Below are 13,774 nucleotides of genomic sequence, written 5' to 3' on the forward strand. Positions count from 1 at the left end.
TAGTCTTTCACTTTTACTTCATTTACTGTGTACTTGAACTCATTTCCTTGTCCATCGTACTTTGGTAGATCTTTAAAGCTGAAAGTCCAGTTGCCTTCTTTATCAGCTTTCACTTCTTCTGTTTTGAACTCTTTACCATTTTGAAGCAATTGAACCGTAATACTGTCTGGACGTTTACCGAACTTATTGTTGTAGTCTTCCCAGACTTTCTTACCACTCAGTTCTGTTGTTTCTGTATTTTTGTAAATGTTTGTAATCGTTGTTCCTTCTACTTTTGTTTCGTAGCCATCAACTTTTACTTCATTTACTGTGTACGTGTACGCATTTCCTTGTCCATCGTACTTTGGTAGATCTTTAAAGCTGAAAGTCCAGTTGCCTTCTTTATCAGCTTTCACTTCTTCTGTTTTGAACTCTTTACCATTTTGAAGCAATTGAACCGTAATACTGTCTGGACGTTTACCGAACTTATTGTTGTTATCATTCCACATCTTCGTTCCTGAAACAGATGTAGTTTTCACTTTATTTGGAATATCCAGTTCGACTCCATTTTCATCATCTGATTTTATTTCAAACTCTACTTTTTTCTGAGGATCGAAATCAATATAGTCTGGAGCTGAAACCTCTTGTACATAATATTTACCTGGTGATAATTGAGGAGTTTCAACTATCCCTTTTTCATTTGTTTTATATTCGCCCCCAACTTGTTCACCAGACTCTTTATACAACTTAAACGAAACATTCGGAATTACTTTTTCTTTATTTCCTTCAATATGCTTAACAATTTTCAGCTTTCCTTTTGGAACCTTGTTACCAGTAGCACCACCACCAGCTGTCATATTTTCGACTGGATGAGTACCCGACTCAGTAACTGGTTCTTTGTTTAGAACTTGGTAATCAATCGTATAATCATTCTTAAAAAACTCTTGCTTCTTTCCGGCTTCCATTATAGTAGATGTATAACCAATCGAAAAGGCGGCAAGACGTGCTTTATCCTTATTAAGCATAACTTTAAATGATCTGTCACCAGTAAAGGTAATCGTTCCGTAACCTTGCTTTTCAAACTCTTGTAGCGTTAAATATCGATTACCTAGATAATTATCTACACTTATATAGAAACTATCCTTATTAAGTGTTTGACCTTCCTGTAAATTATCAGTCACAACAATATCACGACTTAGCTCTTCTTTATTTAAATTTATATTCAAGAACCAACGTACTTCATTGTCCTTACCTGAGTTCATATCACCAGTTTTATAAAAAAACGGTGGCTTTCCAGGATCTGTGCCACCACCACTACTTGGACCGGTAATTGTTACAGACTGCTTATCTACAGTTGTACCGAAATTAGTTTCAATCTCTTTCTTTTGATCCGTTCCTACATTAGTAGCTTCCACGAAAAAGTTTAAATACCCTTGAATATTTTCATATGTATCCACTTTATCATTAAATGTACATACCACAGTACCTGCTGTAACTTTACAAGTGCCATAGTCATTTAATGGAAACTCTCTATCTAATCCTTTTAATTCTGGAGGCAGTGTTAATGTTAGTGTGTCTCCAGGCTTCAGCCTAAGTCCATCTTTTTCACTGAAGTTTACAGTTACTTTAGTCCGTTCTGTGGTACTTAGATTTGTTTTACCAATCTGAAAACTATCCACAAGTCCTGCTGTATTTAACTCTTGTGCATTTGCTATTATAGGTAAAAGACTTTGACCTATAGTAAACATAAAAATCATTATAATCGAAAAAATCGAAGTTATTCTTTTTAAATACATACGTTACCCTCCCTATAAAATTCAATGTTTCTAGGTTCTGGTACAAACATACTATGAAAAAAGTTCTACTCTTCAATGCCATTAAACTATTTTACTTACATATGCTTGATAGCTATTACTATCTTTTTCTATTTTTTCAACCTTTCTATTGCACAAAATAAGCTTTGCGGCCTATCCTTTCGAATAGTGTGCTAAAAATATTTTCTAGTCTTTTTTGTTTTTCTTTTCCCATTTGTACCAAATGTTACTATACCGTCTGGACGGTTATAATTCAACACTCCATACTATTGTTCTATTATTCTGTCAAAATAATTCATCACTGGATTAAATAAACCAATGGTGAATTATTTTTCATTCTATAGTTTATATATTCTATTTATAGGAAGCATTAATAAGAGCTTGAATCACTTTTTCTCTTAATTCAGAACTTAGTCTTCCAATCCCTAAATATTCCGAATACCATAATCCATCAGCTGCTAATCTAATAATTGTGGCACAAACAGAATCCATTTCATCATTTTCTATTTTGGTTTGCAATTGCTGAAATGCTTGTTGTAATGGCTCAAGTAATTCCGGTTTTAGCATTAATGCTGCCATCATACTACTACACAACTCTTCTGTTCTTTTCTCATCACTTAATCTTTCCTCTACAAAAGAACGAATCCACCTTCCTTTCTTCTCTGTGTCTTCCGTTACCTTATTATGAATAGCACCATGATACTCCTCTGTCCCTTTAAGTATCATGCCTTCTATTAAAGCTTCTTTATTTGAAAAGTGATACAATAATCCACCTTTACTTACACCTGCCTCTTTTGCTACTGCTTCTAAAGTTAGTTTAGCAACCCCTTTATATTGCACAATTTGAGAAGCGGCAGCTAAAATTTTTTGCCGTGTTATGCTCGTGTTCATTCCTTTTTAAAACCCCTTTTCTACTAAATTTATATAAATACGAATCTTATTTTTAATATTGTTGATTACTACTAAGTATTTCCTTTATACAACAAAGGCTTCATTACCTTTGAATTGTTAGTTGATTCTTCTATTAAAAATTTCCATATCATTCAATATGATAACATCAAACATACAACGTTGACTATACATCTATACTTTCATATTCATTCCTAATATATCCATTAATAAAATTTACCGATTTAGTCTTTCTTATTACTTTATAAGACGGCAGTAATTCTTTCAGCACTAAATTAAAAATGTTATTCCTCCTGTTGAACTGAGGAATAACATTTTACTTAACAAATTTGCTTCCAACTAGCATCCTTCACATCTTCACTAGTCGGCTTTCTAACTGATTTTACAAAACATTCCTCGCAAGCACCAAATGCAATGAAATTTTTCTGTGCTTTTCTTAGCGAAGCTTCATTTGCCCCGCCTTCAAAGTCAGGATCGTTAAATTGAACTTCATCATCTTCCCAATAACATATATTACAAATTTCATATGTACCTGGTGGCTCTTCTTCTAATGTTCTATATCCGCAACATGGACATGTATATTTCATTTTATCACTCCATTATTAACTTGTTTTTTCTCCCATATATTCCGGCCCACAAAGAATGTAACAGCGCAAATCATAGTTATCCCTATGAAATACATCATTTCAAGAGTACGAACTTCTTCATATGCAGCTGGAACTCCTACCATTACAGATAAAAAGATAAAAACAATACTAAAAGCTAAAAGTAGATATAATAATAAAGATATAATATAGCTTAATTTAAATCGTAAAATGATACCTCTAAATAATAACTCTCCAAGAAGACATCCACCTAAAATAATAGGTACTCCGAAATACAATGTAAGGACTCCCATTTGCGAAGTAGATTGAATTACCTTTCCAAGTATGTTCGGCGAAGTCATCTCATCATTTTTTCCTATCCTATCATATAAATCAAGTGCCGTTGCTGAAATAAAGAAACTTAATATAGAAAATGAGTACGGAATTAAAAATTTGCTCACTCTCATTCACCTCACTTTTTTCTTTACCTATATTATTCATTATTTCCTATCATTTTCATATAAGAAAATGATAGGAAATAATGAAATATAGATGGAAGAATTTCTATATAAAAAAACCTAAACCATCCGCTCCCTATATTCTTTAGGAGAGATGGTTTAGGTTTTTTATTAGAAAGTAGTACCTTCTTTTTTATAATATTCTTTTGAAATCTCTTCATAAAATGCTGCCGATGTTGCGTAGAAATAAGGCGCCAACCATAAGAAACCGATTCCTATAGTAAGAATACTTAAAATGAACCAGCCAATGAAGCTTAAGCATAGTAAAAAGTAATCCATTTTATGCCCATCCATCATACGGCGACTTTCAGTAATTGCTTGATTCGCTGTGTATTCTGGGTGATCATTCAAAATAAAGTACGTCATAGCATAAGAAAATGATTTAATAATTCCCGGAATAATAAGAAGTAATGTCCATAGAATCAAGTATACATACATTAGTAAATATGTTAAAAATGCCTTCATAAATTTACTTCCGTCGCTAAACCATCTAAATAAATGACCAATGCGAGCACTATTCCCACGGATTGCATTTAAAACAAGATAATAGGCACCTATTGTTAACGGACCGATAACAAGCATTGCAATAATACTTACTGTAAGCGAATCACTTGCTTCTTCCCAACCCCAAAACATCGAAAAAACACCTGTGACTAGAAGTTCCACAGCTCCAATAAGAATTCCAAGTAATAGTGTTGCACCTACCGCTAATCCCCATTTTCCTTTTAATGCATCAAGTGCTTCTCTTTTCAACTGACTTATCATATATAACCTCCTAATATTATTTCTATATTAGTATACCATTTATATCAAAAATTCCACATATTTTCCTGAAATAGAAGTATACTACTTTTTTTGATATGTATTGATATATGTGCGCTGTAGCTGTACTAATATATGGATGAAGTCACTCATTTTCCTATAACAAAAAAGCTTACCTTTCATAATAGGCAAGCCTTTTCAAATTAATTCTCACTTATTCTCTTCTTATACCAATCCTGCATTCTCTCCGCATCTTCTACTCTCGTATGCTCTAGTTTATAATTCGATGATGCACTAGAAAACGTATACGTACATAAATCCGCCCGGCGCTGGAAATATGATTGTGTTTTTTCAATTGATTGGACGTGTCTTCTTCTTACAAGTCCTGTATGTTTCCCAATACTACGATGTATAATCGTAATTTGCTCTCCGTTTACACTATAACCATTTGTTTTAAATGTTGCATATCCAAGTGTAAAGATGAGGATCGCGAGCGGAATTAACGCCCACATGATGAAATACTTTTCAAAGTATATACTTATTCCAGTAAGCGGGATTGCAAGCATGGCAAAGAAGATGAAACTATCCATAAGATAGCGGCGCAATGCTGCTTTTGGTAATGAAATAATGTTTGCGTTCAATTCGTATGGTAATTGTAAATGGGCGAGTAACTGTTGCAAGCGATCTTTTCGAATGATAGGATGCAGTGTAACTTTTTCCTCTTTTCCCTCACTTTGAATAACTTCTACTTGCACAGCACAATAACCGAATGGTTGGCGTAAAATACTTTCTTTTATCGTAATACCTTGAATACGATGTAACTTTAGTACGAGTTCTTTTTTCTCAAGTAATCCTTGCGAAATGCGGACTTCATCATTTCTTCGATTCACTGTGAAATCTCCATGTTTTAACGCATAACCAATTGTCGATATAATCCAAGAAATAACTAGTAAAATAGCTACCATGTAAATCCATCCATATATATCGTGGTCCATTACATATGACTCTACGCTATTTTTGATCCATTTCGGAATATACTCATCCACTTGGTTATAAACGAAAAATATTAAAGAGAATAATAATCCAAATTGACCAGATGTAATAGACGCTAATAAAATTTCTTTCCAAGTTAACTTATATTCTGTCGCTTGTTTTTCCTCTGTCATGATTTCTTTTTCTACTGCATGTTCTGCAGATTCATCTAACGTTGCTTCTACTTTCACTTCTGGAGTCGGCTCATTTAGTAAGGAAATAAGCTCCTTTGCCTCATCTTCCGTAATACCAGCTAAGCTCACTTCTGCGTCGTCGCCTCCGCCAGCTGTTTCGATTTGAATTTTCTTTAAACCGAGCATTTGATATAGCACGTTAGAACTTGTATTAATTGTTTGGACACGCTCTTTATTTAAGTAGCTCTCCTTCTTCACAAAAAGCCCTTGTTTCACATGTAATACGTTATTTTCAACCCAGTATGTTGTGTAATACCATTTTTCAAACGCTGAAAAAACGGTGAGTAAACCGAATCCAGCGGGAATTAAATACCAAAATGGGAACTTTCCGTTTAAGCTAAACATGAAAATAATGAGTGGTATAAAATCTGTTATTTTTAATTCTAATAACATCGTAATGGGATGCTGCCTCTTATACATCCTCATCACTCACTTTCGCTAATTCTGCGATTCTCGTTTTTAACATTTCCGCTTCATACATCGTTAAGCCTGGAATGCTATGAGAAGTTGCTGCTGTTGAAATGTGTAATTCTGCTAGGCCATATTTTCTCATAATCGGACCTTGTTCAATCGTAACGTGCTGCACACGAATCATCGGCACTAATACACGTTTTACAACGAATAGACCGTGCTGAATTTCAAGCTCTTCTTCGTTTAGTTGATAGCTATAATAACGCTGACGTAGTTTCGGGAATATAAAGTACTCAAATGGTGCTAGCGCAACCGTTAATCCGATTAATACGTACAAAATCCATGCCCACCAATCAAACTTTATCATGAGGAAAAGGTAAGCTAAAATGACGAGAATACCGATTCCTTCTTCAATTACAGCACGAACTTTCCACACCTTGACCATATCAGGGTGAATTTCATTTTTCAATGGATCCATGTAACCACTCCAAATCTATTAATCTAATATATGAATTCTCTCAAACTATATTTTACATAACTTTACATAAAATTGAAATTTTATTATTTATCCGCTTTTTTTTCAGGAATAAAATATCCGAACCAAAGTAACCACACGAAACCGATTAATGCAAACCAACCTTTATCCGCTTGAAAAGCTTCAATCATACCTGGAATTTTATAAATCCCAATGAATCCAAGAAAACCGAGCCACCAGTTTTTTTGCATTTTCACCTTTATTCCTCCTTCATAACGTTTTTCACATTTTGAATCCAAATTTCTTTATACTTTAAATCGAATCCTATTAATATGTAATTACTCATATTATCAATAACGAGCGCTAACGTATGCGCGTTTTCTTCTGTTGCATGTTGTGACACAACACCAAGTCTCGCGCCTTGCTTCAATAAATCGTGGAATCCATTTAAGAAATCTTCTTGTATTTCAAATAAGCGTTTCTGATACTTTTCATTTCGCGTCGCAGTTACGATGAATTCATTTATAATGCGTAATATACCTTCTTGACCTCTATACTCCGACAACATATGTAAACCATCTGCAATTAACTTTTCTTCAAAGTTTTCTTTCGTATATTGGTCTTTATCGAAGTAACTCACGAAATGATATCCAGAAAAAATCTCTTCAAATAAAAAATCCACTAACGCTTCTTTAGACGGAAAATGATAATAAATAGCTGGCTTTGATATACCTACTTCTTTCGCAATCATGGAGAGACTCATCTTTTCAATACCATGCTCTGCCATTAGTTTAAATGATGCCTCTACAATGTGCTTCGATGTTTGTAAATTTTTTGTCATACTGTACCTCTTTTATTTTTACTTACCGGTCGGTAAATAAAGTGTAAAATAAAAAATCATCGTTTGCAAGTTTGATTCAAAACTATATATTACTTTTTCAATCTACATTATGGATTTAGATCATATTCCTTAATAATGACTACAATAATCTTTAATCCAGTTAAACTACAAAAAGCACCTTTATGAGTGCTTCTTGTAATCTAATATTTAGGCCCCATATAATCATAGCTTTGGTCCAGCGCTTTGAATAGATCAATGGCACTCTTTAATTCATGCTTATCAGACTCTAATTCTTCCATTCTTCTTTCAATATCTTTTTTAAAAGATTCCAAATCACTAATAGCCTTCTTCCCCACTCCAATTTGCGACCAACTTGAAAGAAGTAAATCATGAACATTACTTACGACCCTTTTATTATGATTTAAATCTTGAATCATATGCTCAAATTGTTGTAAGGCTTGATTCAAAGCTTCTTCATTTATATAAATTCGTGGCATCTTAAACTTTTCCCTTAATAGTTTTGATCCGTTCTCTTATAATCCTCGGCTTTTTTCTCAATAAAATCTGAGATTTCCGTTGCTGTTCGTATGTACCAAAAACTTAAATGCTCTACATGTGCACGTATATTACTTATCGTAGCTTCTAACCGCTTACTTTCGGCTGTTTCTAATAAATCCATCATATTTGAAGTTAATCTCGGCACCCTATCTTGAAATTCTTGTGCATTTCGCTTCATATCTCTTACAGCTTGTTCTAGATTCTCTACAACTACGTGGATTTCTCCTCCACCTAACAACTTACCAGGTGAATCATATACTCTTTCCCCTGTATCTAAATTCAAAAGATATGGACTCGACAAATTTCCATCTTTCCCCATCTGGAAATACTTATTATTTTGATAATGAAATCCAGGTTTATCTTTTACGGAGTCCAAAAAGCGATTAGCTTCAAACAATAGTCTTTGTTCCAATGGTAATTTAGAAAGGGCTTCTTTCGTAGTAGGTGGTGTAACAGCATAAGTTGAACCTATGTGACCATCATATGGACCAAAAGGACCATAACCGATTGAATCTGATCCGTGAACAATCGAAACAATTCTACCTTTAAATTCTCCATTATTAGCCCTTTCTTGTAAATCAGGTGATAACAAATGTTTTGCACTTGGCGCATTCCATGACATACATCTTACACTGTCATTAGATGCCGCTACATATTCTGCTAAAGCGCCCCCTAACGAATGGCCTGTCGTATATATTTCTACATCATCCTTATCCTTATATTTATCCATTACTTGTTTCATGACTCTGTCAGCTTGTTCGAATTGATTATGAGATTCCCACTGCCCATTCTCTTCGTTCCAATATCTTCTTTGATTTTCTCCCCTTTCTCCTGCCTTGGGGCTGGTGCCGGATCATGAACGCCATCCCTCTTAATAAAAAACCTTCCATCAGTTAACGCATCCTTCATTCCTTCTCCGGGCTTTAAAGAATCTTTTTCAAAAATTTTATCTCCTTCTGTACCGCGGAAAGCTACCATTACTTGCTTTTTCCCATCGACAACTCGTTCAAAGGCTACTGCATCCATTCCGGTTTGTTTGTCATGGAATGTTTCTCCTACTTTCCATGTTTGTACCGTATCCTCTTCAGCATTTTTAATGTTAATACTATCTTCTAAATCCTTATCATTTCGATAAGCCTCTTTAGATAAACGGTAAAAAGTTTCATCTGTAATTTTATTATTTTCTTTCAAAATATTCCCACCTTGTAAAAAATGGTATATCCTAATAACTAGGATAACATCATTGGAGGGAGAAAATGGTTATCAAATTCAAAAAAATTAGTTTTTATTTCCTTTTAATCTTTGTATTTGCTACTTTAGGAGGGTGTACTGTGGATAATAAAAAAGAAGAGCAACTAATAGTAGATAAGGCTACAGAAACAACTATTAAATATTTTAAAGAAAAAGAAAATCTAGATGTAGTGATTACTAAACATAAATTTGCCCCGAAGGACTTTCAAAGTGTTTGGATTTCAGGACATGTGAAAGATGATAAAAACAAAAAATTTTCGGCAGATGTTGAATTCGCTAATGATTATCACATCGGTTCCATTTCCACATCTGAAGGTTTTGATTTAAAACACTAAATCTAATAGTTTCACTTCAACATAACTATTTAAGTTTGCTTCTTTAATTCAGGAGTGTTCCTTATAAGAAAGAAAAACTAAAAAGCACCCACCATCAAAATAGATGTAAACATAGAAAGGGAATGAAAATCGAAAAGCTACAGCAACCATTGATTATGAAAACAATTACAAAGTGGAATCAATTAGTTTAGATCCAGAAAAATAACATTTTGATGAAGCACAATACATACAACTTTAAGAGGATTCAAGTCGGAGAAAGGCACCTTAGGGTGTCTTTTTTAAGTAAAATATTTTAGCATATGAAGTTTTTTTCTTAACAAAATGATTTGTATCTGTTTTTAAATCCTTCATACCTTCCCTGGCTTCATCGGAACGCCTAAAGAGATTTTCTCGATAATTTTGTCCCCTTCTGTCCCCTAGAAAGCTACCATAACTTGCTTCTTCCCATTTATATCTCGTTCAAAGACCACTGCGTCCATTCTGGTTTATCGTGGAATGTGTCTCCCTTTTCCTACGTTTGTAAACTTCAATCATCTTTATTGGTAATAACAACTTCTTCTTCAATATCTTTATCAGATTTATACGTAGTGTCTGCCAATTGATAAAAAGTAGAATCTAAAACTTCATTTTTATTACTCAAAACATTTTTCTCCTACAACATTTGATATATTTTTATAATTAAGATAACATTTACGGAGGATAAATATGAATATTACAATCAAAAAAATTAGTTTTTTTCTACTCTTTATATTTATTTTAAGTATTTTAGGGGGATGTACTATAGATCAAAAGAATGATGAACAACAAATAGTTAATAAAGCAACAGAAACAACCATTCAATATTTTAAAGAAAAAGAGAATTTGGAAGTGACTATTACGAATCATCGATTTCCTTCTAATGATATCGAAACTATTTTTATAACTGGTCATATCAAAGATGATTATAATATCGGTTCTATCTCTACTACTAATTTCAGCCTAAAACACTGAAAGGACAATCTGAAATTTTCCTTTTAAACATTAATCATTAGAACAAAAAAAGACATCCTAAATGTGTGATTTAGGATGTCTTTTTTATAAAACAAATCAATTCCTATTTAGATAAACGGTAAAAAGTTTCATCTATATTTCCAACTCGCAAGCGTAAATCATTATTGATCATCCACAATAATATAAGCTGTTCTAATCGGCCCATGTACACCTACGACAAGGTTCATTTCAATGTCCGCGCTATTTGACGGGCCCGAAACGAAGTTCACACAAGCCGGCAGGTTTTCTCCCGCTTTACTTTGATCATGAATCAGTTTTGTAGCTTGGGTTAACCTTGGTACAATCGTACTTTTAGGAACGATTGCAATATATGACTCTGGAAGCAAACTAACATGCCTTCCTTTTAACCCATCATTAAATAACACAACGGTTCCTGATTCCGCTAGAGTCATATCACTGAACGTAATGCCAAGGTCAGCAGCTTTCGCAAATTTTATGTCCTCTTCTTTATCATCTAATCCCCATGCACGAAAATGTGTTGTACCTTCATTTTTGAAAAATGGAGTAAGACCATACTCATTACAGCGCTCATCATTCGCATACATAGCAGATTTGATATTCCAATCTTTTATAAAAGACCCCAGTGTTTCAACAAGATTTTCCTTTGTTGTTCGCTTTACTTCTGTATGAATGACTTCACAGTGCTCTATTAACTGTAATACAAGTTCATCTTGCGAAAGTCCGTCAAAAACATCCCACTGCGGGGAAAAAGACCATTTCGGTTTTTCCACTGCTTCTGGACGTTTCCTACCAAGCTTTTCTGATAATTGGAGTAAAAATCCCTCACGATTTTGGATGGCCATCATCGTTCTCCTTTACGTGTTTTTCAAACCACTCTCGAAACGGTTGTTTTTTCGGAACTGGAAAATCTCTCGCGTCCGTCCAATCTTTTAACGGCCCAATGCCGCGCTCAATTTTATCTCCTTTTGCGAGAGGTTTTAATGCATACGGAGCGCTCTTCGCAGCAAAAGAAAATAATCTAGGACTCTTCACCACTTTTTCAAAACCTTTCATAGCTACGTTCCAAGCTACAGGCGATTGTTTTTCTTCTACGATGCGGCTGCGATGTTTAATTAATAAATCGTGTAACGGGATTTTCACTGGACACGCTTCTGTACAAGCCCCACAAAGGCTAGATGCATAAGGTAAATCCTTATATTCATCATATCCTCCTAAAAGCGGTGTCAACACAGCTCCAATCGGTCCTGGATAAATAGAGCCGTATGCATGTCCACCAATATGCCTGTATACAGGACACACATTAATACATGCCGCGCAACGAATGCACTGAAGGACACTTTGGAATTCTGTTCCTACAATATCGGAACGACCATTATCAACAATGACTAAATAGAATTCCTCAGGTCCATCTGTTCCGCCGGGCTCTGTTAACCCTGTAATATAACTTGTTAACTTTTGTCCTACAGAACTTCGGCATAGAAGTGTGACTAAAACATCAAGCTCTTCCCATGTCGGAACAATACGTTCCATCCCCATAACTGTAATCAACGTTTTCGGAAGTGTCGTAGTAAGTCTTGCATTTCCTTCGTTTGCTACGATAGAAATCGATCCAGACTCTGCAACAGCAAAGTTACATCCAGTCACCCCTATATCCGCTGCAAAAAAATCATCACGTAAATAATCTCTTACAAACCTCGCCATTTCCGTAGGATCAGATGTTCCAGTGTAATTTAACTTTGTTTTAAATATTTCACAAATGTGTTCTTTATCCTTGTGAAGACACGGGACAACAATATGCGAGGGAGGATCATGGTCATTCACTTGTAGAATAAATTCAGCAAGATCTGTTTCTAAAACTTCCGCCCCAGCTTCTTCAATCGCTTCATTTAAACTAATCTCTTCTGTTACCATCGATTTTGATTTCACAATTTTTTTCGCATTTTTCTTTTTTACAATCTCTTTTACATATTCCCTTGCGTCTTCTGCAGTCTTTGCGAAATAAACGAAACCACCGTTTTTCTCAATATTTTCACTTAGCTGATGTAAATAATAATCAAGGTTTTTTAATGTATGCTTTCGAATTTCTTCTCCTAAAGCTCGCCATTCCTCCCAGTTCCCAAGACTCTCAGTCGCTTTTAATTTCTTGACTCTAAGACCATCTTGCGCTTTCCTGACAGCCTGTCGCATAAATTTATCCCCAATGCCTGTTTCAGTACGCTTATGAAAGGGATCGTTCCCAATTTTCATTCCCATCTCTTTATCCCCCTCTTATTTTCGATCTTCATTTAATACTTGAGCAATATGTTTTACATCAATTGGATAACCATTACGTGTTAAACGTCCTTTTATATTCATTAAGCAGCTACAATCCATCCCAATTAATAAGTCCGCACCGGTTTCCATAATATGCTTTACTTTTTCCTCAACCATTTGCTCAGAGATTTCTGGCATTTTCACCGAGAATGTCCCTCCAAATCCGCAACAATCATAATTATGCGGCAGTGAAACAACTTCCAATCCCTTTACACATTTTAATAATTTTTGCGGCGGTTCTTTAATCCCCATTAATCGGCTCATATGACAAGATGTATGAACTGTTGCTTTTTTATGAAGCACCGCACCTAAGTCTTCTTTCCCTAATACTTCAACGAGAAATTGTGTAAATTCATACGTTTTGTTCGCAAGTTCAGTCGCTTTTTTCTTCCATTCAGCTTCACTTTCAGAAAACAAGCTAGAAAACTCGTGAACCATCATAGCGCAAGATCCCGACGGCGCCACAACATATTCTGAACTAGCAAAGGCTTCAATCATATGTTTTGCAGCTGTTTTTGTTTCTTTCACATACCCGCTATTATAAGCAGGTTGTCCGCAGCAAGTTTGAGTTTTCGGAAAATCGACTTCACACCCTAAATCTTCAAGAATTTCCACAACATCTCTCCCTACTTCTGGATAAAAAATATCTGCAACACAAGTGATAAAAATTGATACTTTCATATTTTGCACCCCTAAATACAGTAAAGTAAGCTCAAGTAACTTTATTTGTATATTATTGGTAAAAAAATAAAAAATATGAATAAAAATATAAAAAAAGTGATTGAGG

Annotated in this window: 15 protein-coding genes and 2 pseudogenes; 2 read left to right on the plus strand and 15 right to left on the minus strand. The window is 34.6% G+C overall.

Annotation, left to right across the window (positions count from 1 at the left end; all coding sequences use genetic code 11):
• The 11 genes and pseudogenes from JDS80_RS26200 to JDS80_RS26250 all read right to left on the minus strand — a co-directional run.
• A partial coding sequence (locus tag JDS80_RS26200; RefSeq protein ID WP_199640348.1) for a Cna B-type domain-containing protein occupies positions 1-1,775 on the minus strand: 1,775 nt, incomplete at its 3' end.
• 372 nt (positions 1,776-2,147) lie between these two features.
• On the minus strand, positions 2,148-2,684 hold the full coding sequence (locus JDS80_RS26205) for a TetR/AcrR family transcriptional regulator (protein WP_199640349.1): 537 nt from the start codon (positions 2,682-2,684) through the stop codon (positions 2,148-2,150).
• Positions 2,685-3,022: 338 nt separating this feature from the next.
• Positions 3,023-3,289: a CPCC family cysteine-rich protein gene (locus JDS80_RS26210; protein ID WP_071747319.1), complete on the minus strand. Its 267-nt coding sequence runs from the start codon at positions 3,287-3,289 to the stop codon at positions 3,023-3,025.
• Complete coding sequence (locus JDS80_RS26215; RefSeq protein ID WP_199640350.1) at positions 3,286-3,747, minus strand: hypothetical protein; 462 nt, start codon at positions 3,745-3,747, stop codon at positions 3,286-3,288. The genes JDS80_RS26210 and JDS80_RS26215 overlap by 4 nt, the downstream gene beginning before the upstream one ends.
• Before the next feature lie 168 nt (positions 3,748-3,915).
• Positions 3,916-4,569 carry a DUF975 family protein gene (locus tag JDS80_RS26220; RefSeq protein WP_071747317.1) on the minus strand — a complete coding sequence of 218 codons (654 nt, stop codon included), beginning with the start codon at positions 4,567-4,569 and terminating at the stop codon, positions 3,916-3,918.
• A 200-nt stretch (positions 4,570-4,769) separates the two neighbouring features.
• Positions 4,770-6,212, minus strand: a complete 1,443-nt coding sequence (locus tag JDS80_RS26225; protein WP_199640351.1) for a PH domain-containing protein — start codon at positions 6,210-6,212, stop codon at positions 4,770-4,772.
• Entirely contained in the window at positions 6,205-6,681 is a 477-nt protein-coding gene (locus tag JDS80_RS26230) for a PH domain-containing protein (protein ID WP_098889963.1), read from the minus strand. The genes JDS80_RS26225 and JDS80_RS26230 overlap by 8 nt, the downstream gene beginning before the upstream one ends.
• Before the next feature lie 83 nt (positions 6,682-6,764).
• The gene (locus JDS80_RS26235) at positions 6,765-6,935 is read right to left on the minus strand and encodes a hypothetical protein (protein WP_071772360.1); all 171 of its coding nucleotides are present in this window, start codon (positions 6,933-6,935) and stop codon (positions 6,765-6,767) included.
• A gap of 2 nt (positions 6,936-6,937) precedes the next feature.
• Positions 6,938-7,519 (minus strand): TetR/AcrR family transcriptional regulator, encoded by a 582-nt coding sequence (locus tag JDS80_RS26240; protein ID WP_071747313.1) that lies wholly within the window; start codon positions 7,517-7,519, stop codon positions 6,938-6,940.
• Between the two features lie 200 nt (positions 7,520-7,719).
• On the minus strand, positions 7,720-8,016 hold the full coding sequence (locus tag JDS80_RS26245) for a hypothetical protein (protein WP_199640352.1): 297 nt from the start codon (positions 8,014-8,016) through the stop codon (positions 7,720-7,722).
• Between the two features lie 14 nt (positions 8,017-8,030).
• Positions 8,031-9,268 (minus strand): annotated as a pseudogene (locus JDS80_RS26250) (lipase family protein).
• A gap of 65 nt (positions 9,269-9,333) precedes the next feature.
• Between JDS80_RS26250 and JDS80_RS26255 the strand changes: the two are divergent.
• Positions 9,334-9,663: a DUF1433 domain-containing protein gene (locus JDS80_RS26255; protein WP_144505614.1), complete on the plus strand. Its 330-nt coding sequence runs from the start codon at positions 9,334-9,336 to the stop codon at positions 9,661-9,663.
• Between the two features lie 306 nt (positions 9,664-9,969).
• On the opposite strand, the pseudogene JDS80_RS32405 reads toward JDS80_RS26255, so the two are convergent.
• Positions 9,970-10,148 (minus strand): annotated as a pseudogene (locus JDS80_RS32405) (lipase family protein); the annotation flags it as partial.
• A 220-nt stretch (positions 10,149-10,368) separates the two neighbouring features.
• Between JDS80_RS32405 and JDS80_RS26260 the strand changes: the two are divergent.
• On the plus strand, positions 10,369-10,653 hold the full coding sequence (locus JDS80_RS26260; protein ID WP_199640353.1) for a DUF1433 domain-containing protein: 285 nt from the start codon (positions 10,369-10,371) through the stop codon (positions 10,651-10,653).
• Positions 10,654-10,814: 161 nt separating this feature from the next.
• Here the strand turns inward: JDS80_RS26260 and JDS80_RS26265 are convergent, their stop codons facing one another.
• From JDS80_RS26265 to JDS80_RS26275, 3 genes are read right to left on the minus strand one after another with little or no spacing between them, the layout of a single operon-like run.
• On the minus strand, positions 10,815-11,516 hold the full coding sequence (locus tag JDS80_RS26265; protein WP_199640354.1) for a LutC/YkgG family protein: 702 nt from the start codon (positions 11,514-11,516) through the stop codon (positions 10,815-10,817).
• Positions 11,497-12,927, minus strand: a complete 1,431-nt coding sequence (locus JDS80_RS26270) for a LutB/LldF family L-lactate oxidation iron-sulfur protein (RefSeq protein ID WP_199640355.1) — start codon at positions 12,925-12,927, stop codon at positions 11,497-11,499. The genes JDS80_RS26265 and JDS80_RS26270 overlap by 20 nt, the downstream gene beginning before the upstream one ends.
• Before the next feature lie 15 nt (positions 12,928-12,942).
• Positions 12,943-13,668, minus strand: a complete 726-nt coding sequence (locus tag JDS80_RS26275; protein WP_071747310.1) for a (Fe-S)-binding protein — start codon at positions 13,666-13,668, stop codon at positions 12,943-12,945.
• Positions 13,669-13,774 lie beyond the last annotated feature (106 nt).

Origin of the sequence: Bacillus cereus group sp. N8 (assembly GCF_016483685.1) — a bacterium.
In the GTDB taxonomy this organism is placed as follows: Bacteria; Bacillota; Bacilli; order Bacillales; family Bacillaceae_G; genus Bacillus_A; species Bacillus_A proteolyticus.

What these genes read in the sequence shown, in the direction of transcription:
- JDS80_RS26205 (WP_199640349.1), bottom strand. Translation starts at nt 2,684, where the DNA reads ATGAACACGAGCATAACACGGCAAAAAATTTTAGCTGCCGCTTCTCAA.
- JDS80_RS26210 (WP_071747319.1), bottom strand. Translation starts at nt 3,289, where the DNA reads ATGAAATATACATGTCCATGTTGCGGATATAGAACATTAGAAGAAGAG.
- JDS80_RS26220 (WP_071747317.1), bottom strand. Translation starts at nt 4,569, where the DNA reads ATGATAAGTCAGTTGAAAAGAGAAGCACTTGATGCATTAAAAGGAAAA.
- JDS80_RS26225 (WP_199640351.1), bottom strand. Translation starts at nt 6,212, where the DNA reads ATGTATAAGAGGCAGCATCCCATTACGATGTTATTAGAATTAAAAATA.
- JDS80_RS26230 (WP_098889963.1), bottom strand. Translation starts at nt 6,681, where the DNA reads ATGGATCCATTGAAAAATGAAATTCACCCTGATATGGTCAAGGTGTGG.
- JDS80_RS26240 (WP_071747313.1), bottom strand. Translation starts at nt 7,519, where the DNA reads ATGACAAAAAATTTACAAACATCGAAGCACATTGTAGAGGCATCATTT.
- JDS80_RS26245 (WP_199640352.1), bottom strand. Translation starts at nt 8,016, where the DNA reads ATGCCACGAATTTATATAAATGAAGAAGCTTTGAATCAAGCCTTACAA.
- JDS80_RS26255 (WP_144505614.1), top strand. Translation starts at nt 9,334, where the DNA reads ATGGTTATCAAATTCAAAAAAATTAGTTTTTATTTCCTTTTAATCTTT.
- JDS80_RS26260 (WP_199640353.1), top strand. Translation starts at nt 10,369, where the DNA reads ATGAATATTACAATCAAAAAAATTAGTTTTTTTCTACTCTTTATATTT.
- JDS80_RS26265 (WP_199640354.1), bottom strand. Translation starts at nt 11,516, where the DNA reads ATGGCCATCCAAAATCGTGAGGGATTTTTACTCCAATTATCAGAAAAG.
- JDS80_RS26270 (WP_199640355.1), bottom strand. Translation starts at nt 12,927, where the DNA reads ATGGGAATGAAAATTGGGAACGATCCCTTTCATAAGCGTACTGAAACA.
- JDS80_RS26275 (WP_071747310.1), bottom strand. Translation starts at nt 13,668, where the DNA reads ATGAAAGTATCAATTTTTATCACTTGTGTTGCAGATATTTTTTATCCA.